The organism is Nitrosopumilus sp. S6, from assembly GCF_054515815.1.
Map to the genome: position 1 here is coordinate 80,722 of NZ_JBTNRI010000005.1, position 24,422 is coordinate 105,143.

The following is a 24,422-nucleotide window of genomic DNA, read 5'->3' on the forward strand; positions in this document are numbered from 1 at the left end:
AGTGTTACATGAAAATTATGTTAAATACGACTAGTTTTTATGAAATTCAGGTAGTAGTCTGACCAATGTAAACCTCCTGCAAGATTTTTACTTGGTTGGACTCTGCCTACTAGAATTACAATAAACTGTTTGTTAGTTTCTTTAGTGCCAATATTTCGTCTTCTTCTTGCCTGATTTTTTTATCAATTACTCGAAGCATCGTGTCATTCCAAACATGTTGAGAAAAGAAATTGTGCTTTGTGTTTGCCATCTCAATTTCATCATCTACTACTGTGTCTTCAAGAAATTTAGTCACAATCACATCTGCAAGTTTTAAAATTCTAGAATTTAGTTTGAAACTGCGGAAAACTGGTTCTATTTTTCTAATATCTCCCTTAAAATCCCCCTTTGATTCCAAAATTTTCTGGTGTAAAATTCTAAAATACACTGCAACAAAAAACAAAGTTGCATATCTTTTTGTCTTGTGTCCTCCCTTCTTTCCATACTTGAGTGACTTTTTTGCATATTCTTTTACCAAGTAAGGATACAACAAAATTCTGTAATCGTCTTTTAGATTGTCATTGAAGATATCATCATACTTGCTACCTCTTGGGAGAAATTGAGCTGGTGAACTGTATGCTTCAGTTGGTCTTTGTTCAATTCCTGCAACTAGGGACTGGATTGCATCTTTTGCAACAATTACTTTTTTGTGATTGTCTGGAAGATAGTTGTTGTATGTAGAGTCTCCTGTATACTCGGATTGTTTTGATTTTGATTTTGTATCAAAAGAACCTGCTTGAATTTCATAAAAGTAACCGCTGTTTTTTAATTGTGATTTAATTGACTTGTGAAAATCCATCAAAGAGACCAGGTCTTTTCCTCGAACAGAGTTTTGTGAGTTTCTATATTTTGTAATGTTGTTTTGTTCTTGTTCATCATCTGCTTTGATTATTGTAACTGTCATGGAACCATCCATGTTTTTTGTTCTCTTTGAATGATCAAGTATAGAATTTGATGTCTGAGCACCATTAACTATTTGTGGTGCATGAAGCTCAATCATGTTCTCACCTAGTTCTGAAAAATCACTTACTACAATAGTAATTCCGTTATTGTAAAAGAAGAATTTGTTTGGATTACTTTGCAATGTCTCTCGCAATCCCTTGTTAACTGTAGTCTTGAACTGCATCCATTGTCTGATGTTTGATTCAAAGACATAGTCTCTGTTCTTGCTTACAAACTCTGTTAGTTCGCGCAGTTTTAGAATTCCTAGGATGGTATTCTCGTGTCTGAGCATCTTTTCTAGTCTTATTGATGACTTTTTTCCTGCTGCAGGTTTTTTTATTCTGTCCCATAGTCTTTGAATGATTTTTTCCTCATCAATTACTTCTACTAGGTCATCGTGATAGTCTACCTTTTGGTCAGTAACATAGCAGCATTTTACTTTGAGATTTTTTTCTTTTATCTTTGTGACAAGTTGAGCTAGTTCTGGTCTCATCTTTGTAACGTCTTTTGTAAGCAGTCTTTTTGCATCTTCTTTGAATTTTGCAATTGCTTCCAGTGAATGAGATGTGCCATATTTTGATTGAAATAATCTAACTGTATTATCTGAAAAGTCTACTGGCAAGTATGCATCAATGCCAAGATCGTTTGCACCATCTACAATTGCATCTGCTGCATCGTCTTCTGTAGCCTCAAAAACTCGCGTTAAAATCCATTGAAGAAAATTATTTCCTTTCTCAACATCGCTTTTAGAGTTCTCAGCATACTCGTGTATACTTCCTCTGATATTTTCTGCAAATCCTTCCAGAGGTGGACTAGAATTTTTTTGAACTAGAAGTGTATGTGATCCCGGTATGTACTCTAGTAATCCGTTTCCATTTTGCGACAATTTACTTTTCTAATATGCTATATATTTAGAGACCTAGGTAACTATGTAATAACTCAGTTTTGGATGTGAAAAGATTTGATAAAAAAAATAATTATTTCAAGCATAATTGGAATTGCAATCATAGTATCACTATCTGTTGCATTTTCAACTGGAATGGAGTCACAACCAGAGCCTGCACCTGAATCTAATCCAACATATTTGATGCAAGGAGTTACTCAACCAGATGTAATGACTGGAGGTGATGTCATAATGCCAACCAAAGTCTCTCGACCTGGATGTGAGGAGACAGACAGATGTTACATTCCATCTAAAATTACAATTGCTGCTGGTGAATCTGTAACTTGGGTAAATGAGGATTCAGCATTTCATAGTGTTACATCTGGATTTTATGATGCACCAATAGATCTTTTTGATAGCGGACATTTGGATCCTTTTGAATCATACACACTAACTTTTGATGAAACAGGAACTTTTGATTATTTTTGTACTTTACATCCTTGGATGGAAGGACAAGTTATTGTGGAGTAAAGGTACCCGAGGGAGTCGAACCCCCTTGTATAGGCTTTGCAGGCCCACGCATAACCGTTCTGCCAGAGTACCGTTTTGAAAAACACAAAATGAACAATTAAACTCTTGTGATGATATTGGACTGCTATCATTACCTGCAATAATGCTCTGGCCTGAATCTTAAATTTTAGATTTATTCTTCAACAAATATCCAAGATAACCCTATAACTTCTTCCCAAGCTTGATTTGAATTATTATCTTTCATGATGTTTGTTATACAAAAATTGTTTATAATATTCATGAATGATTTGTTCAGATCATTGATCCATATTTCAAATCACACGTTATTCCCAACAACGATTCAAGCCTATAGGATTCATGCTCAAAACTAAATCTCTGTGTGGATACTTTTTTCTCATACATGCCTAACAACATATTATAAGACTTAGTCTTGATTTTTCTTGGTGCAACTTTATATAAAAAACCAATAATTTTACAAATGTGTCTAATTCTAAAATAACCTTCTTTCAAATTATAGCTATCAGTATATTCCTTGCCGCATTTTTTGCTGCATGGTTTTTTTATATCTCTCCAAATCATGAACAGCTTACAAATTTTTATGTTTTAGACAAGCAGTATGAAGGATATAATCAAGTTGTTGACGATGTGTATGGTGAATTATCTGAACCATTTTCAGTTATAGATACATTAACTTTTGACATACTTGAAGAGAATGATGATAAAATAATTCTATCTGGTACAGTGATGAGTAAAAATCCCCAAACAAATGAAATATTGTTTTATGTTGAAAACGAATATCTTGTAGATCCAAAAACTCGAATGCATTTGGATAGAGAGGGAAAACAATTTGAATTTACGGCTCATGTTGAAAAGAAAGACTATGATTTCTTTCATCCTGCTGTCTACTTTGATGATCCTATGAAGTTCAAGGGAACTGATACCTTATTTGGATTAGATGTTTACATATTTGAAACAGTTACACAAGGAGCAGATATTTCACGTGCATTTCCACAATTTTCGCCTCATACAATACATACTGATACTGTGTCCACTTTTTGGGTAGAACCAATTACAGGAAATACACTTCGTTTTGAAAAAACATGGGAAAACTATCTTGTTGAAAATGATCAACGAATAAATCTCATAGAAAAAGGCGGGAAAAAAACCACTGCATTTTCTGAAAATATATTAACTGAAATTACCGTTTTAGAACTTGGAAACCATTTTTTTCAAGATGTAATCATTCCTACTTTGATACTGATTGTAGCATTAGTTGTTGGTTTTATTTGGATATTGTTGTCATATGTTCAAAGGATGAGACAAGAATCTATTCGTAAACAAGAAACTGAAAAACTAAAAGATGAGCTTGTTACCATGATTGGTCATGAGATTAAAAATCCTCTATCTGCCATCAAGATAACCAGTGAATTGCTTTTTGCAGAAAAAGATGGTCCCTTGAATGATTTACAGCAAAAAAGAGTCAAAACACTTCTCCAAAATATTGGTTCTATTAACGAACTCTTAACTGATTTTTCAGAACTCAAAAAATTGGAATTAAAACAAATCCCATTAGATAAATCTGAAGTTAATTTGAAGGAATTTTTAGAAAATGTTATTGAAAGCATAAGACCATTTACAGAAGGAAAAAACATACGTCTAAAATTAGACTTGCAGAACAGTTGGACTATTACATGTGATCAAAAACGTATATCTCAAGTCATTTCAAATTTGATCAAAAATGCTATTGACTTTGTACTGGAAGATTCTGGCGAAATTATTGTATCTGCAAAAAAAGAATCTGATGGAACCACGTTCTCTGTTCAAGACAATGGTATTGGCATTCCTGAGGAGAATTCTGAAATAATCTTTGAAAAATTTAATCAACTTTCAATTCCTACACATATCAAACATGAAGGATCTGGTTTGGGGTTGGCAATATGCAAAGGAATTGTTGAGGCTCATGGTGGAAAAATTTGGTTAGACAAGGAATTTTCAAGAGGTTCTAGATTTTTGTTTTTTATTCCAAACAAATAATGCTGCATTGCTAAACACAAAATGAAAATTAGAACATATGATTGACTAGTCATTACCCTCACTTGAACTCAATTTGAAGGATAAAATATCAAATTTTATACGTGCAATGTGGTCTTTGTTTTTATATCCATTTTTGCTAGAATTAGTAGAATGAAGATTATTATAAAAAATGGTGAATCAGTAGATGTTTTTTCTGATGCTAGTGATGTATCTGTTCTTCCAAAAAGCAAACTAGTTAGAACATTTAATGAAGATGGTTCTTTGAATGAAGAATTCAAACTTGTTGACAAAAAAATAGAGTTACATGATGATCTTGATAAGGACAAAACTGAAATCATCGTGACTTTGGATGTTAGAAAATAATAATTCTAAAACTGTAACAACAATTTCTGACACAGAGAAATTATCAGTAACATAGCTGAGTAATCGCTTATTATATTACGGTAAATTTACTTCTAATGAAAAACGCAAAACTATTTTCAGCCTTGGCATTAGTTATGGCTATTGTAATTGCTCCTGCAAGTGGAGCATTTGCACAGTCTGATGTTGCTGCTGAAAATTCTAACGCAATTGACAAAGAAGAACGAAAGGCATTCTTTGATGGAATTAAAGATCAAAGAAATGCACTACGAGATCAAATCAGAGACTTTAATGACCAAAAAAGAGACAGATTAACTGATTCTCAGCATGACCGAGCTAACATCGAACCAACTTTGATGTTTGATGGTCATACTTCTGGATGGGCTGTAGTTAATGGTAAAGCATATCCTGCAGAGTTTACCCTAGAAGGAAAAGCTGGTCAGACAGACAGAGGTTGGAAAACCACTGGAACTGGAACTGTCTTTGTTGGTGAAAGAGAGATCAAATTTGATCTAAAAGGATTTGCAAAGAACAATCATGTCAGCATGAAAGGTGTATCTCAAGATAATGATGAAGTCATTATTCATCTTAGAGGACACTTTACTCCTGTTGCTGAAAGTGAAAATTCTTTTGCACTAGCCTTTACTCGTGCAGTAATTACAGTAGAAAATTCTGACATCAAAGTACCATTGGTACTAGTTGGTGAAGTTACTGTAAAGCCAATAGTATCTGATGGTGAACCAGTTTCAGATGAGACTGATTTTGAACCTGATACACAAGAACTAGATGAAGTGTTGGAACTGTTAGTATAGTTTCATCATTTTTTTATTTTTATTTTAAAAAGTTAGAATCACTTTTGATAATTATGATTGGAAATTGTATTCTTGGTATAATAGTTGAATTTGACTCTATTTTATTATGGTAAATCAATACGTTTGGATTGCAATTACTGTTGTAGCATTTTTTGTTGGACTAGGTGGTGCTGTTGCAATGATGCAAAGCACAACTTCTGGATATATGGGAATGCAGCAAATGTTCAATGATCCTCAGACAATGAATCAGTTCATGAATAATGTAATGCAAGATCCTCAAGCAATGCAACAAATGCACAACATGATGATGAGTGATCCCCAACACATGAACCAAATGATGGGGTCTATGATGGATACCATGATGAATGATTCACAAATGAGAAATCGGATGATGGGCATGATGATGGATAATCAACAAATGATGCAATCTATGATGGATAATCAACAGATGATGGGCATGATGTCAGGTAACATGATGGGAAATATGATGAATCCTTGAATTCATTAATTATAACAGATTGTACTAAACTGACTCTAGATTAAAATTTGTTAAATGGTTTTGAAGCCAATTTCACGTCTTCTCCTTTCACAGTTTTTCTGCCTGCATGAGAAGCCATGTCTACTGCACTTTTAGCAATGCCATTTGCCACTTCTTCAATAACTCGTCTTAGTTCATCTGCAGATTCATCGCTGACTCTTTCAGCACCTGCCTTTTTTAGAATTCTATACATTGCTGATAGTCCTAATTCTGATGATTTCATGATTCTTGTTTTCATTTTTTGTGAAAAAAGATAATGAGTGAAAAAATATCACTAAGGAATCGATTTATACAGACTATTTTAAGAATTGATCAAAGAAATGACTTGGTACTTTGATTCTCATATTCATTTATCTGATCCTCAATATGCACCTGACATGGATTTTATTTTACAAGAAATGAATTTTTTGAAAATTAAAGCATGTTGTGTATCCATGGATGTGAAAAATTCTCTAGAAACTTTGGAGCTTGCAAAAAAAAGTGATCTTGTATTGCCATTTATTGGAATTCATCCTGAATGTGCAAACGATGATCTAGAAAAAGTTGTTACTATGATTGAAAATAATCATGATGCTCTTGCAGGAATTGGAGAGATAGGATTAGATCCTACGTATACCAATAATGATGAAGACACTAAAAGACAAACCCGTGTCTTTGGAACTTTGCTATCATGTGCTGAAAAATACAACAAACCCGTATCTATTCACTCACGAAAGAGCTTAGATGATGTTTTGCAAGTCATGACTTCATATGACACTAAACATGCATTACTTCATTGGTTTGATGGAAGCAAAAAACAACTTTCAAAGGCCATGGATGCAGGATTCTTTGTTTCGTTTGGCCCTGTGATGGTTTATGCTAATGACAAGCAGACTCTGTTATCAAAATGCGATGAATCAAAAATTCTAGTTGAGACTGATGGTCCTGTTAGGTTTTCTAGGTGCTTTGAAATGAAAGCTGCTGATATTGGCTTTATTCCTAGTGTGATCTTTTCTGCCTCTAAAGTTCTAGGAAAATCATTTGATGAGACTGCAAAACTGCTAGAAAAAAATTCAAACTCGTATCTTGGAATATAGGTATAAAATACCCTAATCTTTAGACGATTCGTGGATAGAATAAAGCGTCTTTCATACGAAGTCTTAGATTCTCACAAGTCTAAATTCGGTGAAGATTTTGCTGATAACAAAAAAGTTCTAGATCAAGTTTCAATTGTCCGCTCAAAGGGACTAAAAAATGAAGTTGCAGGTTATATTACAAAATTTATCAAAAAAGAGATTCGCGAAGAAAAAGAAAAACAAGCACGAATTGACTCTTCAAAAGCAGAACAACAAGAACTTCAAGCAGAAGTTGAACCTGAAGTAGTTGAAACTACAGAAACAACTCCTGAAACTACTGAAGCACCAGCAGTAGAAGCAACTGAAACCACAGAAGCACCTGCTGCAGAAACACCTGAAACTATAGAAGAAAAATCTGAATAATACATTAAGTATTAATTTCAAACTTTAACAAATCATCTTATGATTACTGTAAAACTTGTTGGCGGTGCCAAGAAATCTTTTGCAACAGAAAAATTGGAAATTGCAAAATCTGATATTTCTATTCAAGAATTAATTGATTTACTATTACAACTAAATTCTGCTGACTCTCCAAAATTAGACACTGAAAATATTCTAGTTGCAGTAAATGGAGTTGATTCTTCTGCAATGGATGGAAAGTCGACTGTAATCAAAGACAATGATGTAGTAAGTATCATTCCTGTGATTCATGGCGGTGCTTCCAAAAAATTATCCTACAAAATATCTTCAAAACAAGTACAGGTTATCCAAATCAAAGGCCAAAAAACAATTGATGTAAAGTTTCTTGATGAACTCCGAAAAAAATACCCAAAAATCATACTCCAGGCAGTATCAAGTGAATTTGTCTTGAATGCTTCACACCTAAAAAAGATCTTGTCTCTTTCACTAGAGTCACAAAAAAATGATATCTTACTCTCAAACAAACTTGAAACAGATATCTTGATGCGTTTTGCATTAACAAAACAAATCTCTGCTGCAATCACATCAGCTGGAATGAAACCAAAAACTGATTTTATTCTAGTTACAATTGGAAACAAAACTAGTCTTGATGCACTTTACAAGGAACTATCCTCACTATCTGTTCCATTGTTTTCAAAAAACAATCAAGCATTTTTGAAAAAGTCATTTAACATTTCAAAAAAACAGATTGATTCTGTTTACTCTAAAACTCCACTAGAAGATATTCTAGTAGAAAAAGCCGCAGTTTTACTCTGAGATACTGCGTTTGGTCTTCTCAGTACTCAAAATATCTGACTTTTTTAGCACAGAAATTCCAGTCTTGTTTCCAAGAATCTCAATTAACACAACTTTGTCTGGAAATTCAAGTGAAACCTGATTCTTTATCTTACTTGCAACTTTGGTAATGATTTCCTGACTGGACACATCTGAATTTCTTTTCTCAATTGATATTCTATATTTCTCTTCTTTTGAAATTTCTCCTGACATCTCTTCTACAACTTTTTCTATCTCTTCGATTTTTGTCTCAACGATTCTCTGAATTGGAATTATTCTCAGACAATATCTCACACTCCAGGGCTCATCAAGTAACCTCTCCTTGATCTTTCTGACAACCTCAACTGGATCTAGCTTTGTTTCAGCAGTAAGAATTCCTGACATGCTTGTGATTGTAACTTTGGGATCAGAATCCCCAAATTCCTCTAAAAATTCCCTCAACTCCTCTTCTGTTTCAGGTTCAAGATGTCTTGCACATGTCACTATCAGATTCATATTGCCAAAATCTCCTCTCTGCTCAAAGAACCTTCTCTGATGATTTTGATATCTTCATTTTCTATCTTAACAATTGTTGATTCCCCTTTGCTTGTAATTGTTCCTCCATCAACAAAGACATCATAGTTCTCTACATTTTTGATGCATTCTTGGGGATCAAAAAATGATGGCTGTCCTGAAACATTTGCACTAGTTCCAACTAGATACTTGCATTTTTCCAATAACTGTAAAGTGCATTTGTGATTTGGAACTCTTAATGCAATTTTATCAGTTAGGTTTAGTGACTCTTTTAGTTTCATATCTTTTAGTTTCAAAATAATTGTTAATTGTCCTGGCCAAAATTTCTCTACAAGTTTTTTTGAAATCTCATCAAACTCTACAATCTGATTGGCTATCTCTTTAGAGTAAACTAGTACAGGAAATGGTTTTGCAAAATCCCTTGACTTTATCTCATAAACTTTTTTTGCAGATTCTTTGTTGTACGGATTACACCCTATACCGTATACGGTATCTGTTGGAAAAACAACTATTCCACCATCTTCTATAATTTGAGATGCTTTTTGTATCCCTTCACTATCACAGTTTACTTTCAACAATTTATCCTGTTTTTTTTGTTTAATTACCATTTTCTTTTGAAAAGTTATTAACATCAAATTTTTCTATGATCCAGTATGTCTAATGAAGACTATCAAGACAATGATTTTGAAGATGACTTTGATGATAATTTAGACGAGTTAGACGAAGAAGATTAAATGCTTAATCCAAAGTTGTCTGCAAAGCTTGTAAATTTGTAATATGCTTGAAGGAACTCTCTTCCTGTTTGACTTATTTTGTATTTGTTAGAACCTTGGCTGTCGACTTGCTCTAAGAGACCTTGTGAAACTAGCGTCTTTAAAATTCTTGAAATTCTAGAATGAGAAATGTTTGCTTTTCTAATCAGATAAGTTACTGTTGCACCGTCTTCGTCTTGAAGATCATCTCTGGTAGTAGAAAGTATATCGCCAATAATTTTCATATGTGTTCTATACTCTGCCATTTCCTATGATATTATTTTGATAATTTCTATGATAGGACGTTGATATTTTCCAATATACTAAAAAGACAAAAGAATTTGACAAATGCTGCATTTTGAGCCTAGAGTAAAAAATTACTCTAATCCTTCGTCAAATTTTATCTTAGTTAGCGGAACCTTGCTGACTGGAATGAATAATGCAATCAGACCGCCGATTTTGATTACCATTGATACTGAATATAGAATTGATTCGGGAAATACAAAAGAATACCATCCCAAGAATTCTCCGAGTGCCAATAATGCCAATCCGACTGAAACTGAGATTGCCCCTTTGTTTCTATTATCCAAGTACGACAACATTGTTTCAATTGCACCATACGCAAGCAAGATGAATGAAACTGATCTAAAGAGATGCTCTAGCTGTACTGATGAAACCAAAAAGAGTGGCAAGATTCCAACTGATCTAAAGTAACTTGATTTTGGAAAAAATGATTTGATGCTGTGTGAGAATGCAATGAAAAAGTATCCTACTGTCTGAATCGCAATTCCCAAAGTCTGTATCCATCTTTCTATGTGTCCAGCTTTAATGACAAAGTCTTCTGCCATGTATCCTGACCAAATTACAAAAAATCCAATACTAATTGAGAAGAATGCAATTGTTAATCTAAATAATGTAGGGCTACCTGTATTTCGGAATCCAATAAGTGACATTATTCCGATTCCAAGTCCTACCAAAAATCCTATGAGATTAAGTATATTTTCTAATAAAAATTCCAATGATGTTTAGAAACTCGTTAAACTAATTATTTTAATCTGATGAATGATTTTACTATCTTGTTAATCCCATTCATCTAGCGAACCTGCAGTTTGTCCTTCTGTACTGCCTGCATAGTCGCCAAGTATGTCTGAATATGTAGCTTCATTATGTGCTACAAATTTTACATATTCTCCATAACTCATATCCAAGTCACAAGATCCACATTTTACAAAAGAAAAGTCTGGTGATAATACTGCGTCTTCTTTGCATTTAGGACACTTTATCTTCATGAGAAGTTTGGCCTTTGTTAACTATTATTACTTTACATTCAAAAGGTTGACAAACATTAGATGTTTTCAGAATTTTAGAGTAGAGTATTTGGTATGTTGGTAGGCATGATTTTCAAGAAATTAGAATTAGTCTAGAGGCAATCTTCTAAACTTTTCAGCTAATCTGTCAAGTACTATCTCACGTACATCTAATTGATCTTTATTAGATGAAGTAATTTTTTTTCTAAGACCTGAAATGGTATTTTTAAAAATTTCTATTTTTTGTTCTTTTGTTATCATATTGTACTAGGCAGTTCATTGTACTTAAGGCGTGTAAACCTATTATCTCCATTGTCACCTCAAAATGGTAGTTGAATCTAAACAAATGATATTTTATGACTTTTTTCTTTAGCATTCAATAAAAGATAAAAGGAGTTTCAAATTGCTATTTTCTATGAGTCGTACTTGTACAAAATGCAAGAATGCCATTCCTGATACTGAGCAATTAGGTCCAGTAGCAGAGAAATATCCTACATGCAACAAGTGTTGGGCTGAATGGAAAGAATACCAAATTATGGTAATGAATGAAATGAAACTTGACATGTCAATGGCTGATCACAGGAAATTATTGAAAAAACATGAGAAAATTTTTGTAGGTGTATTGTCTCCTGAAGGAGAAGTTATTGATTATACCAATGAGGATAACAGAAAGCCTGACGAGCCACCAGCCGGTGCTTAGAACTTTAAGTGCTTTTTTGCATTCTCTGGAATAACTAACATCATTCTTCTCTTTTTGTCTTCATCAAGATTGTTGATGATTTTTTTCACAGCATTTGCCAATGTTTCTTTTTCATTGTCTTCTAGTGTGAGATAAATTTCTAAAATCCCATCTAAATTGAAAGTGATTAGTTTTTGTGGATTTTGTGCAACCTCTACAATGTATGCTGAGAATATCCCTTCTCTTTGCTCATCAGATAGTGTGGCCAGAATTTTTAGCCATGTTTTGAATAGTTTTGCAAAGTTTGAAAATGGAATTGTGGGTCCTGCCTCTAGTGCATTGTTAATCACTTCATCTTGTTCTGGCTTTGCTAATGAAAAAAATTCTACCATGCGTTTTTTTAAAATTGGATTTCTCAAAAAGTCTGGAAGATTTGCCAAGTTAACAATGATGTTTCCTGCAAAATTCTCTCCGACCATCGATCTAGAAAATCCAATCTTGGTTATAAAATGATGTAGCACCACTTTAGCTTAAATAAACCAAGTTCAAGTTCAACATCATGACATCTACTGTTGTAGTTGGTGGATTTTTTGGAGATGAAGGAAAAGGAAAGATCATCTCATATTTGGCAATTAAGGATAATCCAAAAATTATAGTTCGCGGTGGTGCAGGACCAAATGCAGGTCACACTATCAAAGATGGCGACAAAGTTTACAAAGTTAGAATGCTTCCAAGTGGTTTTCTAAACAAGGATGCCAAAGTAATGATTGGTCCAGGTGTTGTGATTAATCCAGAAGTACTGCAAAAAGAGATTGATGACTTTGGTGTTTCAGGACGCTCATTTATTGACAAGCACTGTGGAATTATAGAGGAGACACATCTTGCTCGTGATTCCAAAGGAGAACTCAAAGAAAAGATTGGCAGCACTGGTTCGGGAACAGGCCCTGCAAATGCTGATAGGGCAATGAGAGTTTTGAGACTCGCAAAAGACTTTGATTCATTATCTTCACTAATCACAGATGTTCCTGCAGAGATTAATTCTGCTTTGGATAATGGTGAAAATGTTCTAGTTGAAGGAACTCAAGGTACGTTTCTCTCTTTATGGCATGGTACCTATCCATTTGTAACCTCAAAAGATGTAACTGCATCAGGAATTTGTGCTGATGTTGGACTAGGTCCAACAAAGGTAGATGAAGTAATAGTTGTCTTCAAGTCTTATGTTACTCGTGTAGGCACAGGTCCGCTTGACAAAGAACTCTCTTTAGAAGAAGCAGAAAAGAAAGGCTGGTCTGAGTTTGGAACTGTTACTGGACGTCAACGACGTGCAGCTGACTTTGATTTTGATTTAGCTAGGCGTGCAATCATGCTCAATGGTGCAACACAAATCTCAATTACAAAACTAGATGTGTTGTTTACAGACTGTGCAGGAAAAACTTTGTACGATGAATTGTCTGATGATGCAAAAGCATTCATAAAAAATATTGAAGATGAATTAAACACGCCTGTTACAATTATTGGAACAGGACCAACTGTCAATGATGTCATTGACAGAAGAAACTAGGCTCCAACTTTTTGGATAAGTTTAATTTGTTAATCGATCGTTAACTTTCGTGGAACAACCTTCTCCTGTTGACAAACAACCTCGTTACATCCAAGTTCATTCCACTTTAGAATTTACTAGGCTCGTTTGTGCACTAGAGCGTGCACCCCGTGTATCATTTTTGCATGATCATGATGGAAGAAAAATTTTGTCAGTCCAAATGGATGTTCTAAAAGAAAAACCAATTGTATACTTTACACCCCTAGATCATAATGGCCACTATCTTCGCTACGGACTCAAAGGTGGAAAAGAAGAGTCTGATATTGTAGATACCACTTCTGATTCTAGTAAACTATATTCTCCAATTGTTCGAATAAAGTCTCTTCCAAAAACCCTGAAACCTGGAAACGGAACTCTGGATAGATATCAGCCAATTGAACTAGAAGACATGTCTAGTCTTGCAAAACTCACATGGGGTTTTGAAGATATACCATTTCCATTATTCTTATTCCCACATGCTGACAAATGGCTTTTAGGTGTCTTTATGAACTTCCATGAAGAAGGAACATCATACTTTTGTCATGTATTATTAGACAAAGATCCAGAAAAACCGTTCCTAAAGTTCTCAACAAGCAATGTAATTGAACCAGTCTTTGTTGATAATCCTTCAGAGCATGGTTACTCGTATATCAAAATAATAAAATTAAAAGACACTCATCCATTAGTTGATTATGCTCACCTTCAAAACTAGACTCTCGCAGATCGCAAAAACAAATGGCAAAGTAATTCTTGCCAATGACTATGATCCATCTGTAAAAAACTTAGAAGCAAAAACAATTTCCAACATCAAAAAGTTACATCCATACCTTTGTGCAGTAAAATTGAACTTTCATTTGTTACTTCCATTAAGTGAAAAACAAGTTCTCAAAATAAACAAGACAGCTCACAGATATGGTTTGCAAACAATTGCAGATATCAAGCTAAATGATATTGGAAATACAAATCGAGTTACTACAGAGAATCTCTGGAAAATGGGATTTGATGCAGTTATTGCAAATCCGATAATGGGATTGGATAGCTTGAAAAATCTAGTAAAGTCTGCCCACAAAAATGGAAAAGGAGTAATTACTTTGTGCCATATGAGCGCACCTGAGGCTAGATTGTCCTATGATATGGAAATCAAAATGCGAAAAAAGCAGCAACTATACCAGTTGTTCTTGGATTGGGCTTTGGAATCCAAAGTAGATGGAATTGTAGTTGGTGCCACTTTTCCAAAAATCATCCAGTACTGCTCAAAAAAGGCTGGAGGAAAACTCAGCATCTTTTCTCCAGGTGTTGGAACTCAAGGTGGTGATGCAAGTGAGGTTATCTCTTCAGGCACAAATTATCTAATTGTTGGAAGAACAATTCTTAATGCAAAAAATCCAACTGATGTTGCTAAAGAATTACAACTATACAGTCTTGGAAAGTAACGCTTGAGCTTTTGTTAGTACTGTCTTTGCATTATCAAAAGTAGTCTTTTCCATTGCAGTGTTGTAATCCATCCATGTGTAATCAAGGTGCTCGTGTGAAATGTTTACTTCTTTGGTTTTAGTTTCAGCCAAAAAGAAAACAACTTTTTTGTGAACTAGTTCCTTTTGATATTGAAAATTATATTCAATCCACTCTTCAAAATTATCTAAAAATGTTATATCTGTTATTCCTGTCTCTTCTTTTGTCTCTCTGATTGCAGTCTCATGTGTAGATTCGCCTTTCTCCATCTTTCCTTTAACAAAATCCCAATGCCCTGAAGGATAATGTAACAGTAAAAACAGATTCTTAGAATCCTCTTTTCTAAACAATACTATACCTGCTGATGTCTCTTCTATCATTTTCCTAATCTTCTTTTTCTTTCTTGAAATGTTCTAATTGCTCTCATCAAATCTATCTTCCTAAACTCTGGCCAAAAGATATCCATAAAAACCAATTCACTGTATGCGCTTTGCCACATCAAAAACCCACTTAGTCTCTTCTCACCTGATGTACGCAAAATCATGTCTGGTGATGATTGTGGCAGATGTGATGTGTAGAGGTTTTCTTCTATCTCTTTTTTTGTAATTTTATCAACATCTAGTTTGCCATCTTTAATTTTCTCACCTATTTTTTTTACGGCATCAACTAGTTCGTACTGTCCTCCATATGCTAGTGCAATGTTTAGAAAATGATTATCATAATTTTTTGTAGCATCATCAAGTTTTTTTAGAATATCTTTGATTGAATCAGGTAGCAACTCTATTCTTCCTATTCCCTTTACTCTCATCTTGCATCTGTGAATTCGTGGATCGTTGTATAATTTCTCTAGTCTCATTCGAATCAACTCATAGAGATGCTCTAACTCCTTGTCATTTCTATCTAGGTTCTCAGCTGATAGTGCATACAATGTTACAATTTTGATATTAAACTCCTCACACCAGTCAAGAAGATTCTCTACTGCATCAGCTCCTTTCCAATGCCCTGCCTTTGGAATTGTCAGGTGTCTTTTTGCCCATCTCCTATTTCCATCTAAAATCAATGCAACATGGTTTGGAATGTCCCCGTTCTGAATTTCATTTTCTAGTCTTTTTCCATAAATTTTGTAAAGACCTGACAGCTGAAAAATCACATCTTTAATCTTGCTAATGTCAATTCACCTTTTGATGACTGGTACATGATTAAAGATATCAGTGTTATTGAAAAATTCAGGCTAGAAATGACTCAACTAATCTGAGACCATCTCTTGGTCTTTGTGTTTTCTGTATTTTTTGAAGAGAATTGTGGCTGAAACCAGAGTAGCTGCCAGTCCTCCAAGCAGTGGTGGAATCAGAGTAAATGAACTCACATCAGAGATCATAATGTTGGTAAACTGGTAAATTGTAGGATACAACGCAACTAGTACAATTATTCTAAGAATGTCGCTGATTTGTCTTGGTACTCCTCCAATCCAATTACTAAGCAAGGTTCCTGCAAATATTGCACCCAGTCCTGTCCACAATATTGGTAAGACTCCTGCAATAAACTGACCAATAATTATTTGGTCGGTAATCTTTCCAACAATTCCAGTGTCTGCTTCAATTAGTTGTTGATCAATTGATGCAATTCCAGCTGGCACTGATGAAAGTATTAGCAATACTCCTGCAACCATTGTAAACATTCTGATAAAGCCCATCGGTGTCGGCTTTGACCAACTTGACCAAACTCTATCAATATCAAATGCTCTAATCAAAAATGCTCCACCTAAAATGCTAACAAGCACTGCAAAAATCTCGGTAGTAATTCCAAATACAGATGCAACTCCTCCAATTAACAACAGTATTCCTGGAACTCCCAAGAAAAATTTAGAATATCTTGAATCATATGCAATCATTTTGAGATATTTTCCAAAGACTGCATAAGAATACTCTACACTTCTACTTACTTTCATTACAACACGTTGAACTGAAACTACTGGTAGAACATTTTGAATAACTGGAATTACGCTTTCATCATCTTCACCATCTGAGACAATAACTGCACCATTTGCAGAAAATTTCTCTAAAACTTTTCTTGTTTCACTAAGAATCTTCTCATCGGCTTGAACTCCTCTGTCTTTGACTCCTGCAATTGTGACGACTTCTACTTGGTATCCCTTGCTTACCAAGTCCTCGTATGTTTTGATTGCAGAAAATATAGAATTAGAATCTGCATCTTCAGGATCTTCTAGTGCTAGTCTCTGTGCTGCCTCAATACATGCATCTCTTCCAACTACCGGTGTAACTATTCCTGCCTTTTCACCTACATCGTTGTCTCTGTCTACACAAATTACAAGTAATTTATTGGCAGTAGATGCATTGACATCTTTTTGAATCTTATTTGCACTCTGAGACATCCATCTTGTATCGCAGAATTGCTTTTTAACGATTTCCAACAATTATGATTATTAAAACTCGGTTTTGAGGCTAGCCAGGTCTAGAGTCATCAGAAATTTTGACTAGTTGTGCTGACTCTGCTTTTAGTGATTCAATTTTCTCCATTACCTCTGAGATCTTATCTTCAGCGCTTTCATTTTGTATTAGATTTGCCAAAACTTTGGTCTCTCCAATGTATGAATTGAATTTCTTCATTGCATCCATGTAACTGATGTAACTGTTTTGCCATTCTTCAGGTGGCTTTGATGTAACAAATTCACTGATTTGAGATGTTACTTGCGATGATGTAACATCAGCTGCTGCAATGTATTCAGCAGGTGTAATTTCACCGTTTACAAGTTTTTGATAATCAATCTCAGTTGATTCTTGTAGAACTTCATGGATGCCCTTTGCACCATCTAGATAGTTTTCATAATCTGTAACAATGAATGTAGTTTCGTTTTGTTGGGGTATTGTCCATACAAAAAAACTGGCTCCAGTAATTGCAGCTAAAATGATTATAGTAATTGCAATTCCTTTTTTTGATGCCATTTTTCTTCTCTATTTTATGCTAGTTTATAATTGATAATCTTTGAAGAAATTTTCAATTATTGAACAAATATACGAAAAATTAGTTTTTGGTATAATCTTGACCATAATTTTATAAAAATTACTAACATTCGTTAAAATTTTTGAATCTAGGCTTTTTTTGAGGCACAAAAAAATTTACCTACATCTAGCCTGTAGTTAAATAATTTTCACAGCCTCTTCCTAAATACCAGCGTGCGTGACAATTTTTAGAATGGTTACAGCATATTGCGTAAAATGCCGCGAAAAAAGGGACATCAAAGATCCCAAAGAAACTAAACTAAAGAATGGACGTCCTGCCGTAAAAGGTACATGTCCTGAATGTGGAACTAACGTTTTCCGTATAGGAAAAATGGAATAATTTAGAAATAATCCACACGACTCTTCTTTTTCAAAACCCATATAGGGTCTAGTCTACACTATTTTTTAGTGACCAAAACAGAATACGAAAGTCTACTCAAAAGGATCCAAGACAAGCTAGGAGATACTGAAAAGGAATCTACTGCTAGATTTGAGCTTCCTGTAGTAGATGTGATGTGGGAAGGCCAGAAGACTTTCTTGCGTAACTTTTCTGAATTCCCAAAGGTACTCAGACGAGATCCTGACAAAGTATTACAGTATCTCTCAAAGGAGTTTGCCGTTCCTGCTGAAAGAATTGGTGACAAGGCCATGTTTATTGGAAGACGTGATCCTGATGACTTTACCAGACTGTTTCAAATTTATGTTAAAGATTATCTTGAATGCCCTACTTGCAAAAGTCCAGATACAAAAATACTAAAAGAAAACCGTATCTCATTTTTGATTTGTGAAGCATGTGGTGCAAAATCCACTCTAAAAGGTAAATATGCATAATGCCATTTGCAGTACGACAAACTAATTATCAAAAAAACCAAATGCTAAACATCTGTGATGCAGAACTATTGGGCAAAACAATTGTTGAAGGTGAACTAAACATGCACATCAGTGAAAGCTATTATGGAGAAAGATTTGTAGATAAAGATGAAGCAGAAATTCTGCTAAAAAGTTCTGCAATCATTAACATGGTTGGTGATGAAACCATTTCTATGTCTATTGGATTAGGTGTTGGTTCTGAAAATGGCATCAAAAAAATTTCTGGTGTTCCATTTCTTATTGTTTTTAAAATGTGAATTGTTGATTGATGATATTACACAAAACATGTTCATTTCAAAAAAGAAATTCATTTTATCTAGTAGAGGTATTACAAACTAATGACTGATATACTAAGTAAAAAACTAGAATCAAAACTAGATAAAAAATTAATTTCAAAGGCTAAACGAAAAACTTTGGATGATGGTTTTAAAAAAGGCAAAGTGGTAAACGAAGTTTTAGACAAACCAACTGTTATGACTCTATACAAAATGATTACAGATCATGTCATTGCATATGTCAATGGTGCTGTAAGTGCTGGAAAAGAATCTGTTTTGTTTTGGGGAGTAGATGAGAATGATTCTGATGTGGCCTTGAAAATTTATCTTGTTAGTACTTCGAATTTTAAAAAACGAGAGCCATACATACTTGGTGACCCAAGATTCTCTAATCTAAAAAAAGGAACAAAAAATCTTGTCTATCTCTGGGCAAGAAAGGAATATCGCAATCTAACTCAGTGCTTTGAGGCTGGAATCTCAGTTCCAAGACCACTCTATCTGACAAATAATGTACTTGCAATGGAATTTGTGGGTGAAAAAGGTGCACCGTCAAAACAACTCTTGGACTCACAAGTAGATGAAGATGACTATCACCAGACAATCCAAATTATCCAAGATATGTATCAGAAAGCAAAGTTGGTCCATGGTGATTTTTCAGAGTATAATGTATTCAAAACTCAAAAAGGATTGGTAGTTTTTGATTTGGGTTCTGCAGTCGATTTGAGACACCCTAATGCTCAAGAATTTCTTAAGAGAGACATTAATAACATTACAAGGTTTTTTAAAAAAAGAGGGGTTTCTGTTGAAGATCCAGATGAACTATTTGAGGATATTGTAAAATGAGCTTTGAGAAATTACTACGTATACCAAATGATAGAATTGCAGTACTAATTGGCAAATCAGGAAATGTCAAATCTAAAATTGAAAATCTATGTCATGTAACTTTGGATATTGATGGGGAGACTGGTGAGGTTCTCATAAAATCATCTGGTGATGTTGAAAAGATTCAACCATTCAAAGCAATGGAAATTGTTACCGCAATTGGTAGAGGGTTTTCTCCTGAAAACGCTATGACTTTGTTAAAGGGCGAAAACACATTGCACGTAATAGATCTCAGAGAGTTTGCTGGAAAATCTAATGCAAATGTTGAAAGGATAAAAGGGAGAATTATTGGAGAAGGTGGTAGAGCAAGAAGAAATATGGAAAACCTTAGCAGTACTCATATCTCAGTTTATGGAAAAACAGTTTCAATTATTGGCGATGCAAGTAAATTACGATTAGCAGTTGATGCAATATCTTCTATTTCTAGTGGAAGCATGCATGGTGCAGTTTATGATAAACTAGAAGCTGCAAACAGAAAAGAAAAGCAAGAAAAAATGAAACTGTGGGAAGATCAAGATGTCTTCTATTAAAGAAAAATTTAATCAAATTTCTCCTAGTGAGTTTTTCTATAGTAATCGTGATTTGGCTGGATTCAGTAATCCTACCCGTTCACTATACACTGCTGTTAGGGAATTTGTTGAAAATGCCCTTGATGCATGTGATCAAAAGGGAATACTGCCTGATGTGCATCTAACAATCAAGGCTGTAGATCCTGACAAACCAGACCCAAAACCCTACATTTTGACTGTAAAAGATAACGGACCTGGAGTTGACGCAAAACACATCCCACTTGCATTTGGAACTGTTCTTTATGGTTCTAAATTTGGACTAAAACAAGCAAGAGGAATGTTTGGACTTGGTGCAACAATGGCAATTCTATATGGTCAGATTACAACAAACAAACCAGTAATTGTCAAAAGCTGTGCTGATGGACAAACTCAAAACCAGTTTGAAATATTATTGGATATTCAAAAGAACAAACCAGTAATTGTAAAACACAATACAAAAGAAGCTTCTAAGAAAGGACTTTCTGTAAGTATTTGTTTAGAGGGAGATTATTCTAAAGCAGGAAACAAAATTAGAGATTACGTCTATGAAACATCATTAATTACTCCTTATGCAACAATTACATTTGATGATCCTAAAGGACAAAAATTCCAACATTCTAGATTTGTAAAAGACATACCACCACCTCCAACAATTATCAGACCCCATCCACATGGAATTGATGTTGAGAGAATTAGAAGAATGATAGTTGAATCTCAATTTGAAATTCCAACAATTGATGATATAATGATTGAAAAGGTAAGAAAAGATTTGGGATTATCAAAACAAAATCTTAGCTTTTCTGCAATCATGGCAAAAGCAAAAAAGAAATGGAAAAATCTTTCTAGACAGGTGCGTGTAGTGATAGCTTTGTTGTCCTTTCTTAAAATGGATTTTGAAAAATTAAGTAAAATTAGAATTGAAGATCTTGATGTTCCAAACAAAAAATTACACTATTGGGACTTTGGAGACTCTCAATCAAAAACAGTTGAGATGGATCCTGAAAGTCAGTATTACAAACAACTAACCAACACTGTTCAAGGTGAACCACTGACAACTTTTCTTACAAAAAGATTCCAACGAATCGGTCCAACTACTGCTGTAAAATTTGCAGAGTTTGCAGGATTCAAGCCTGAAAAACGCATGGGTACTTTTACCAACCAAGAACTTGTAAACTTGAGTGACTCACTTCAGAAATTCGATGATTTCATGGCTCCTGACTCTAGTTGTTTGGCCCCATTAGGTGAAGAACCATTAGAAAAAGGAATCAAAAAATTCTTCAATCCTGACTTTGTTGCAGTAGTCCAACGTCCAGCCTCAGCATATTCGGGATTTCCATTTATCGTTGAGATGGGTATAGCATATGGTGGTGATATCAAGACTGGTGGTCCTCATGTGTATCGATATGCAAATAGAATTCCGTTACTTTATGATGAGGGCAGTGATGTAGTTCTCAAAGTCGTTAATGACACTGATTGGGGACGATACAAAGTAAAAGGTGATCCTCCATTTATCATAGTATCTCATATTTGTTCAACTAGAATTCCTTACAAGACTGCAGGAAAAGAAAACGTTGCAGACAGACAAGAGATAGAACGTGAACTACGATTAGGATTACAATTCTTATCAAGAAAACTAGCAGCATTCATGTCAAAGAGAGGACAAGCAGAAATGGCAAAGAAACGAGCTAATCTTTATGCAAAATATATTCCAATGATCGCAGAGTTTTGTACTGAACTAGCTGGAAAGAAAAAAGAACCTAATTACAAGAAAATTTTAGAAGATTTAGAACCTGTTGAAGTTAAGACTGAAACAAAACCTGTAGAGGAGGAACAACCAATTGAAAGCAAGTGAGAAAAGAGCAAGAGACATTAGCAAAAAAGCTAAAGAAAAACAAAAGAATATTCTAGAATCTCTAAAAAGTCATGGTGCAAAAATCTATGATGATTTGGAAAATGGCCAATTCCCAAAATTCTCCATCCCTAGCCGTTCTGTTAGTAATATCGTTTATGATAAAAAACTACGACAATACATTCTAGGAAACTCTACTGCATTAAGAAGTGCAAAGAATTCAGCACAACTCCGCTCATTTACACAACTAATGTGGCTGGCATTTTTTGCAAATCGTCTAACTCAAGAGAAAAAATCATCTACATTAAGAGATGTATATTATTCCTCACAAGCATTTGCAATAGAATTTGATGACCAATCTGAGTCAGATAATATTATTGTGGATTTAGAGGCAGTAACCTCAAGACCTAGAGAGGATTTTCATATCTTTCCTGAAGAGAGAAGCTCTATCTTTGGTGATTTGAATATTGAGTATACCATTCCTGGATATGAGGGCAAATCAATGAATCTATCTAATCACCCTGATGGCTATTCCATTGGACCAAGTCTAACTACAGCTGAACTAGTTGATACTAGTGCTGAAATTGTAATCGCAATTGAGAAGGGTGGTCTCTTTACAAGATTTGTTGAAGAACAAGTTGATAAAAAATTCAAATCCATTATTATTAACACTGGAGGACAAGCCCCACGTTCTACTAGAACTCTACTAAAACGTCTACATGATGAAATGGGACTACCTGTAATTATTTTGACTGACGGTGATGTGTATGGAGAACACATTGCTATGGTAATCAAATCTGGTTCTGCAAATGCTGCACATCTCAGAGAACTAACTGTCCCTGATGCAAAATGGGTAGGAGTTTGGGCTACTGATATTGAAAAATACAAACTGCCAACAATTCCAATGACAGAGTCTGACATTAAGAGATGCTATGATTTGCAAAAAGACCCAAGATATGAATCCGGTATCTGGAAAAAGGAACTAGAAGTATTTTTGAGATTAAAGAGAAAGGCAGAACTAGAGGCCTTTGCAAAGTACGGTCTTACTAACATTACTGACAAGTATCTGCCACAAAAGTTAGAACTAGCAAAAAGTCTATAGCTATTTTATTCTAAGGGTTAAGACTCCGTTACGATATTTGAAATCAAATATCTGCATATCGTTTGCACCTTCTATTGGAACTTCTTTTGAAAATCCAGCAGTTCCCCTAATGTAGAGCATTCCATCTACTAGTCTTACTGCAATTTTGTCCTCAGGTCCTGGGACTTCGGCAACAAAGACAAATTCTCCTGCATCTTTAATTAAATCATATACCCAATTCTTTTGTTCTTGTTCTCTTGATTGTGTGTATAGTGGCTTTTGGTCTTTTGTCATCTTTTTTAAGACTCTAACCCAGTAAAACATCGTAATTGCTGCAGCTCCAATTAGAAAGAAACTAACAAATCCTGAATCTGCTCTCTGAGTCATGATATAGATTATTCCTAAAAATAATATAACAATAATTGGAATTACAAAATTCAATGACTGCTCATTTGAATATGCACCCTTGTAACTAGACACAGTCAAAATTTGGGTTTACCAAATATAAAGTATCTTTGGTTTTTATTACCATTTTTTAAAATTTGAGCTATTGTCTGATGAAAAAAAATCTCCAAAACTAACAAAGCGAGAGATCATACTTCGCGGAAGTATTATGGCTATAATTACTACTATTCCATCACTTGTTGCATTTGTACTGGTTTGGTTTTTCCTTGATGATGTTATGATTGGAGCAATTGCTGGTGCGATAGTTCATTTTATTGCAATGGGGTTCTCTTTGAAGATAGCAAAAAAACTTCTAGTCAAAAAATGACATATACTGTGTTTTACAAAGAAAATAGTTGAAAAATTATGGACTCTAAAATTGAAGATGAACTAATCTCTGAAATTCATTTAAACTCTATTCAAGCCAGAGTGTATTTGCTTGTAACTTGTTATGGAAAAATGACTCCTCAAATAATCTCAGAAAAACTAAAGATTTCTCTAACTGATGCAGAAACTGCAGCAAAAGATCTAATGAATTTAGGTGCTTTCATAGATATCTCTGAAACTGAATTTGAGGCAATGCATCCCAGATTTACTGTAGTTAACATGTACAGACGAATGTGTGAGCGAGAAAATATAGAATTTAAACGAAACAAAATTGTTGATAGCATAGGTGTAGTTTTAGAAAAACCATATGATGATGCAAGAACTAAATAACACTTT

General features: G+C 34.4%; 35 protein-coding genes. 21 read left to right on the plus strand and 14 right to left on the minus strand.

The features are described 5' to 3' along the window. Positions 1 to 115: 115 nt before the first annotated feature. Complete coding sequence (locus tag ACX12B_RS05210) at positions 116 to 1,867, minus strand: AIPR family protein (RefSeq protein WP_459352985.1); 1,752 nt, start codon at positions 1,865 to 1,867, stop codon at positions 116 to 118. A 75-nt stretch (positions 1,868 to 1,942) separates the two neighbouring features. On the opposite strand from ACX12B_RS05210, the gene ACX12B_RS05215 reads away from it, so the two are divergent. From ACX12B_RS05215 to ACX12B_RS05235, 5 genes are all read left to right on the plus strand, one after another. Next, the gene (locus ACX12B_RS05215) at positions 1,943 to 2,395 is read left to right on the plus strand and encodes a cupredoxin domain-containing protein (RefSeq protein WP_459352986.1); all 453 of its coding nucleotides are present in this window, start codon (positions 1,943 to 1,945) and stop codon (positions 2,393 to 2,395) included. A 480-nt stretch (positions 2,396 to 2,875) separates the two neighbouring features. Then, complete coding sequence (locus ACX12B_RS05220; RefSeq protein ID WP_459352987.1) at positions 2,876 to 4,429, plus strand: porin PorA family protein; 1,554 nt, start codon at positions 2,876 to 2,878, stop codon at positions 4,427 to 4,429. Between the two features lie 150 nt (positions 4,430 to 4,579). Continuing rightward, the gene (locus ACX12B_RS05225) at positions 4,580 to 4,792 is read left to right on the plus strand and encodes a hypothetical protein (protein ID WP_459352988.1); all 213 of its coding nucleotides are present in this window, start codon (positions 4,580 to 4,582) and stop codon (positions 4,790 to 4,792) included. Between the two features lie 95 nt (positions 4,793 to 4,887). Then, positions 4,888 to 5,601 carry a hypothetical protein gene (locus ACX12B_RS05230; protein WP_459352989.1) on the plus strand — a complete coding sequence of 238 codons (714 nt, stop codon included), beginning with the start codon at positions 4,888 to 4,890 and terminating at the stop codon, positions 5,599 to 5,601. A 106-nt stretch (positions 5,602 to 5,707) separates the two neighbouring features. After that, positions 5,708 to 6,100: a hypothetical protein gene (locus ACX12B_RS05235; protein ID WP_459352990.1), complete on the plus strand. Its 393-nt coding sequence runs from the start codon at positions 5,708 to 5,710 to the stop codon at positions 6,098 to 6,100. Positions 6,101 to 6,140: 40 nt separating this feature from the next. Here the strand turns inward: ACX12B_RS05235 and ACX12B_RS05240 are convergent, their stop codons facing one another. Continuing rightward, complete coding sequence (locus tag ACX12B_RS05240; protein WP_459352991.1) at positions 6,141 to 6,377, minus strand: histone family protein; 237 nt, start codon at positions 6,375 to 6,377, stop codon at positions 6,141 to 6,143. Between the two features lie 82 nt (positions 6,378 to 6,459). Here ACX12B_RS05240 and ACX12B_RS05245 point away from each other — a divergent pair, with 82 nt between their 5' ends. Genes ACX12B_RS05245 through cgi121 form a run of 3 tightly spaced genes read left to right on the plus strand, consistent with a single transcriptional unit; the run spans position 6,460 to position 8,430 of the window. Next, positions 6,460 to 7,215 (plus strand): TatD family hydrolase, encoded by a 756-nt coding sequence (locus tag ACX12B_RS05245; protein ID WP_459352992.1) that lies wholly within the window; start codon positions 6,460 to 6,462, stop codon positions 7,213 to 7,215. Between the two features lie 30 nt (positions 7,216 to 7,245). Continuing rightward, complete coding sequence (locus tag ACX12B_RS05250; protein WP_459352993.1) at positions 7,246 to 7,617, plus strand: hypothetical protein; 372 nt, start codon at positions 7,246 to 7,248, stop codon at positions 7,615 to 7,617. A gap of 39 nt (positions 7,618 to 7,656) precedes the next feature. Beyond that, positions 7,657 to 8,430, plus strand: coding sequence for a KEOPS complex subunit Cgi121 (gene cgi121, locus ACX12B_RS05255; RefSeq protein ID WP_459352994.1), 774 nt, complete (start codon positions 7,657 to 7,659; stop codon positions 8,428 to 8,430). On the opposite strand, the gene ACX12B_RS05260 is transcribed toward cgi121, so the two are convergent. The 6 genes from ACX12B_RS05260 to ACX12B_RS05285 form a co-directional block, all read right to left on the minus strand. Continuing rightward, positions 8,422 to 8,943 (minus strand): THUMP domain-containing protein, encoded by a 522-nt coding sequence (locus ACX12B_RS05260; RefSeq protein WP_459352995.1) that lies wholly within the window; start codon positions 8,941 to 8,943, stop codon positions 8,422 to 8,424. The genes cgi121 and ACX12B_RS05260 overlap by 9 nt on opposite strands. Further along, positions 8,940 to 9,536, minus strand: coding sequence for an L-threonylcarbamoyladenylate synthase (locus ACX12B_RS05265; RefSeq protein ID WP_459352996.1), 597 nt, complete (start codon positions 9,534 to 9,536; stop codon positions 8,940 to 8,942). Before ACX12B_RS05265 ends, ACX12B_RS05260 begins: the two co-directional genes overlap by 4 nt. A 155-nt stretch (positions 9,537 to 9,691) precedes the next feature. Then, on the minus strand, positions 9,692 to 9,979 hold the full coding sequence (locus ACX12B_RS05270; RefSeq protein ID WP_459352997.1) for a winged helix-turn-helix domain-containing protein: 288 nt from the start codon (positions 9,977 to 9,979) through the stop codon (positions 9,692 to 9,694). 111 nt (positions 9,980 to 10,090) lie between these two features. Next, positions 10,091 to 10,732: a hypothetical protein gene (locus ACX12B_RS05275; protein ID WP_459352998.1), complete on the minus strand. Its 642-nt coding sequence runs from the start codon at positions 10,730 to 10,732 to the stop codon at positions 10,091 to 10,093. Between the two features lie 60 nt (positions 10,733 to 10,792). Then, positions 10,793 to 11,002, minus strand: coding sequence for a hypothetical protein (locus tag ACX12B_RS05280; protein ID WP_459352999.1), 210 nt, complete (start codon positions 11,000 to 11,002; stop codon positions 10,793 to 10,795). 126 nt (positions 11,003 to 11,128) lie between these two features. Beyond that, positions 11,129 to 11,281 (minus strand): hypothetical protein, encoded by a 153-nt coding sequence (locus ACX12B_RS05285; RefSeq protein ID WP_459353000.1) that lies wholly within the window; start codon positions 11,279 to 11,281, stop codon positions 11,129 to 11,131. Positions 11,282 to 11,435: 154 nt separating this feature from the next. On the opposite strand from ACX12B_RS05285, the gene ACX12B_RS05290 reads away from it, so the two are divergent. Further along, entirely contained in the window at positions 11,436 to 11,720 is a 285-nt protein-coding gene (locus ACX12B_RS05290) for a Fe(2+)-trafficking protein (protein WP_459353001.1), read from the plus strand. Here the strand turns inward: ACX12B_RS05290 and ACX12B_RS05295 are convergent. Beyond that, positions 11,717 to 12,178 carry a hypothetical protein gene (locus tag ACX12B_RS05295; RefSeq protein WP_459353002.1) on the minus strand — a complete coding sequence of 154 codons (462 nt, stop codon included), beginning with the start codon at positions 12,176 to 12,178 and terminating at the stop codon, positions 11,717 to 11,719. The genes ACX12B_RS05290 and ACX12B_RS05295 overlap by 4 nt on opposite strands. Positions 12,179 to 12,258: 80 nt before the next feature. On the opposite strand from ACX12B_RS05295, the gene ACX12B_RS05300 reads away from it, so the two are divergent. The 3 genes from ACX12B_RS05300 to pyrF are packed head-to-tail and all read left to right on the plus strand — an operon-like array spanning position 12,259 to position 14,711. After that, complete coding sequence (locus ACX12B_RS05300; RefSeq protein ID WP_459353003.1) at positions 12,259 to 13,260, plus strand: adenylosuccinate synthetase; 1,002 nt, start codon at positions 12,259 to 12,261, stop codon at positions 13,258 to 13,260. 49 nt (positions 13,261 to 13,309) lie between these two features. After that, on the plus strand, positions 13,310 to 13,990 hold the full coding sequence (locus tag ACX12B_RS05305; protein ID WP_459353004.1) for a hypothetical protein: 681 nt from the start codon (positions 13,310 to 13,312) through the stop codon (positions 13,988 to 13,990). After that, entirely contained in the window at positions 13,971 to 14,711 is a 741-nt protein-coding gene (pyrF, locus tag ACX12B_RS05310; protein WP_459353005.1) for an orotidine-5'-phosphate decarboxylase, read from the plus strand. The genes ACX12B_RS05305 and pyrF overlap by 20 nt, the downstream gene beginning before the upstream one ends. On the opposite strand, the gene ACX12B_RS05315 is transcribed toward pyrF, so the two are convergent. The 4 genes from ACX12B_RS05315 to ACX12B_RS05330 all read right to left on the minus strand — a co-directional run bounded on the left by ACX12B_RS05315 (position 14,691) and on the right by ACX12B_RS05330 (position 17,693). Further along, positions 14,691 to 15,110 carry a bis(5'-nucleosyl)-tetraphosphatase gene (locus ACX12B_RS05315; RefSeq protein ID WP_459353006.1) on the minus strand — a complete coding sequence of 140 codons (420 nt, stop codon included), beginning with the start codon at positions 15,108 to 15,110 and terminating at the stop codon, positions 14,691 to 14,693. The two genes, pyrF and ACX12B_RS05315, sit on opposite strands and share 21 nt — an antisense overlap. Next, positions 15,107 to 15,880 (minus strand): polyprenyl diphosphate synthase, encoded by a 774-nt coding sequence (gene uppS, locus ACX12B_RS05320; protein ID WP_459353007.1) that lies wholly within the window; start codon positions 15,878 to 15,880, stop codon positions 15,107 to 15,109. Before uppS ends, ACX12B_RS05315 begins: the two co-directional genes overlap by 4 nt. A 96-nt stretch (positions 15,881 to 15,976) precedes the next feature. Then, positions 15,977 to 17,122 (minus strand): DUF373 family protein, encoded by a 1,146-nt coding sequence (locus tag ACX12B_RS05325; protein ID WP_459353008.1) that lies wholly within the window; start codon positions 17,120 to 17,122, stop codon positions 15,977 to 15,979. Between the two features lie 70 nt (positions 17,123 to 17,192). Beyond that, on the minus strand, positions 17,193 to 17,693 hold the full coding sequence (locus tag ACX12B_RS05330) for a hypothetical protein (RefSeq protein ID WP_459353009.1): 501 nt from the start codon (positions 17,691 to 17,693) through the stop codon (positions 17,193 to 17,195). Between the two features lie 250 nt (positions 17,694 to 17,943). On the opposite strand from ACX12B_RS05330, the gene ACX12B_RS05335 reads away from it, so the two are divergent. The 7 genes from ACX12B_RS05335 (at position 17,944) to ACX12B_RS05365 (ending at position 23,276) form a co-directional block, all read left to right on the plus strand. After that, positions 17,944 to 18,090, plus strand: a complete 147-nt coding sequence (locus tag ACX12B_RS05335; protein WP_238523217.1) for a DUF5679 domain-containing protein — start codon at positions 17,944 to 17,946, stop codon at positions 18,088 to 18,090. Positions 18,091 to 18,158: 68 nt separating this feature from the next. After that, positions 18,159 to 18,581: a translation initiation factor IF-2 gene (locus ACX12B_RS05340; protein WP_428325728.1), complete on the plus strand. Its 423-nt coding sequence runs from the start codon at positions 18,159 to 18,161 to the stop codon at positions 18,579 to 18,581. After that, positions 18,581 to 18,877 (plus strand): DUF424 domain-containing protein, encoded by a 297-nt coding sequence (locus ACX12B_RS05345; protein WP_459353010.1) that lies wholly within the window; start codon positions 18,581 to 18,583, stop codon positions 18,875 to 18,877. Before ACX12B_RS05340 ends, ACX12B_RS05345 begins: the two co-directional genes overlap by 1 nt. An 81-nt stretch (positions 18,878 to 18,958) precedes the next feature. Continuing rightward, positions 18,959 to 19,738: a serine protein kinase RIO gene (locus tag ACX12B_RS05350; protein WP_459353011.1), complete on the plus strand. Its 780-nt coding sequence runs from the start codon at positions 18,959 to 18,961 to the stop codon at positions 19,736 to 19,738. Further along, positions 19,735 to 20,307 (plus strand): KH domain-containing protein, encoded by a 573-nt coding sequence (locus ACX12B_RS05355; protein ID WP_459353012.1) that lies wholly within the window; start codon positions 19,735 to 19,737, stop codon positions 20,305 to 20,307. The genes ACX12B_RS05350 and ACX12B_RS05355 overlap by 4 nt, the downstream gene beginning before the upstream one ends. Beyond that, complete coding sequence (locus tag ACX12B_RS05360) at positions 20,294 to 22,177, plus strand: DNA topoisomerase VI subunit B (protein WP_459353013.1); 1,884 nt, start codon at positions 20,294 to 20,296, stop codon at positions 22,175 to 22,177. The genes ACX12B_RS05355 and ACX12B_RS05360 overlap by 14 nt, the downstream gene beginning before the upstream one ends. Further along, the gene (locus tag ACX12B_RS05365; protein WP_459353014.1) at positions 22,164 to 23,276 is read left to right on the plus strand and encodes a DNA topoisomerase IV subunit A; all 1,113 of its coding nucleotides are present in this window, start codon (positions 22,164 to 22,166) and stop codon (positions 23,274 to 23,276) included. The genes ACX12B_RS05360 and ACX12B_RS05365 overlap by 14 nt, the downstream gene beginning before the upstream one ends. Here ACX12B_RS05365 and ACX12B_RS05370 read toward each other — a convergent pair whose 3' ends face one another. Next, positions 23,277 to 23,735, minus strand: coding sequence for an Hsp20/alpha crystallin family protein (locus tag ACX12B_RS05370; protein ID WP_459353015.1), 459 nt, complete (start codon positions 23,733 to 23,735; stop codon positions 23,277 to 23,279). A 70-nt stretch (positions 23,736 to 23,805) separates the two neighbouring features. Between ACX12B_RS05370 and ACX12B_RS05375 the strand changes: the two genes are divergently transcribed. Both ACX12B_RS05375 and ACX12B_RS05380 read left to right on the plus strand, forming a co-directional pair. Next, on the plus strand, positions 23,806 to 24,027 hold the full coding sequence (locus tag ACX12B_RS05375; protein ID WP_459353016.1) for a hypothetical protein: 222 nt from the start codon (positions 23,806 to 23,808) through the stop codon (positions 24,025 to 24,027). 38 nt (positions 24,028 to 24,065) lie between these two features. Continuing rightward, positions 24,066 to 24,416, plus strand: a complete 351-nt coding sequence (locus ACX12B_RS05380) for a hypothetical protein (protein ID WP_459353017.1) — start codon at positions 24,066 to 24,068, stop codon at positions 24,414 to 24,416. The last annotated feature ends 6 nt before the right edge of the window (positions 24,417 to 24,422 follow it).

Bases quoted from the DNA above. Each gene is read 5' to 3' on its own strand.
- ACX12B_RS05345 (WP_459353010.1), top strand. From the start codon at position 18,581: ATGCCATTTGCAGTACGACAAACTAATTATCAAAAAAACCAAATGCTA.
- ACX12B_RS05230 (WP_459352989.1), top strand. From the start codon at position 4,888: ATGAAAAACGCAAAACTATTTTCAGCCTTGGCATTAGTTATGGCTATT.
- cgi121 (WP_459352994.1), top strand. From the start codon at position 7,657: ATGATTACTGTAAAACTTGTTGGCGGTGCCAAGAAATCTTTTGCAACA.
- ACX12B_RS05330 (WP_459353009.1), bottom strand. From the start codon at position 17,693: ATGGCATCAAAAAAAGGAATTGCAATTACTATAATCATTTTAGCTGCA.
- ACX12B_RS05290 (WP_459353001.1), top strand. From the start codon at position 11,436: ATGAGTCGTACTTGTACAAAATGCAAGAATGCCATTCCTGATACTGAG.
- pyrF (WP_459353005.1), top strand. From the start codon at position 13,971: ATGCTCACCTTCAAAACTAGACTCTCGCAGATCGCAAAAACAAATGGC.
- ACX12B_RS05355 (WP_459353012.1), top strand. From the start codon at position 19,735: ATGAGCTTTGAGAAATTACTACGTATACCAAATGATAGAATTGCAGTA.
- ACX12B_RS05325 (WP_459353008.1), bottom strand. From the start codon at position 17,122: ATGTCTCAGAGTGCAAATAAGATTCAAAAAGATGTCAATGCATCTACT.
- ACX12B_RS05225 (WP_459352988.1), top strand. From the start codon at position 4,580: ATGAAGATTATTATAAAAAATGGTGAATCAGTAGATGTTTTTTCTGAT.
- ACX12B_RS05270 (WP_459352997.1), bottom strand. From the start codon at position 9,979: ATGGCAGAGTATAGAACACATATGAAAATTATTGGCGATATACTTTCT.
- ACX12B_RS05245 (WP_459352992.1), top strand. From the start codon at position 6,460: ATGACTTGGTACTTTGATTCTCATATTCATTTATCTGATCCTCAATAT.
- ACX12B_RS05350 (WP_459353011.1), top strand. From the start codon at position 18,959: ATGACTGATATACTAAGTAAAAAACTAGAATCAAAACTAGATAAAAAA.
- ACX12B_RS05240 (WP_459352991.1), bottom strand. From the start codon at position 6,377: ATGAAAACAAGAATCATGAAATCATCAGAATTAGGACTATCAGCAATG.
- ACX12B_RS05235 (WP_459352990.1), top strand. From the start codon at position 5,708: ATGGTAAATCAATACGTTTGGATTGCAATTACTGTTGTAGCATTTTTT.
- ACX12B_RS05280 (WP_459352999.1), bottom strand. From the start codon at position 11,002: ATGAAGATAAAGTGTCCTAAATGCAAAGAAGACGCAGTATTATCACCA.
- ACX12B_RS05260 (WP_459352995.1), bottom strand. From the start codon at position 8,943: ATGAATCTGATAGTGACATGTGCAAGACATCTTGAACCTGAAACAGAA.
- ACX12B_RS05295 (WP_459353002.1), bottom strand. From the start codon at position 12,178: ATGGTCGGAGAGAATTTTGCAGGAAACATCATTGTTAACTTGGCAAAT.
- ACX12B_RS05315 (WP_459353006.1), bottom strand. From the start codon at position 15,110: ATGATAGAAGAGACATCAGCAGGTATAGTATTGTTTAGAAAAGAGGAT.
- ACX12B_RS05285 (WP_459353000.1), bottom strand. From the start codon at position 11,281: ATGATAACAAAAGAACAAAAAATAGAAATTTTTAAAAATACCATTTCA.
- ACX12B_RS05360 (WP_459353013.1), top strand. From the start codon at position 20,294: ATGTCTTCTATTAAAGAAAAATTTAATCAAATTTCTCCTAGTGAGTTT.
- ACX12B_RS05380 (WP_459353017.1), top strand. From the start codon at position 24,066: ATGGACTCTAAAATTGAAGATGAACTAATCTCTGAAATTCATTTAAAC.
- ACX12B_RS05300 (WP_459353003.1), top strand. From the start codon at position 12,259: ATGACATCTACTGTTGTAGTTGGTGGATTTTTTGGAGATGAAGGAAAA.
- ACX12B_RS05335 (WP_238523217.1), top strand. From the start codon at position 17,944: ATGGTTACAGCATATTGCGTAAAATGCCGCGAAAAAAGGGACATCAAA.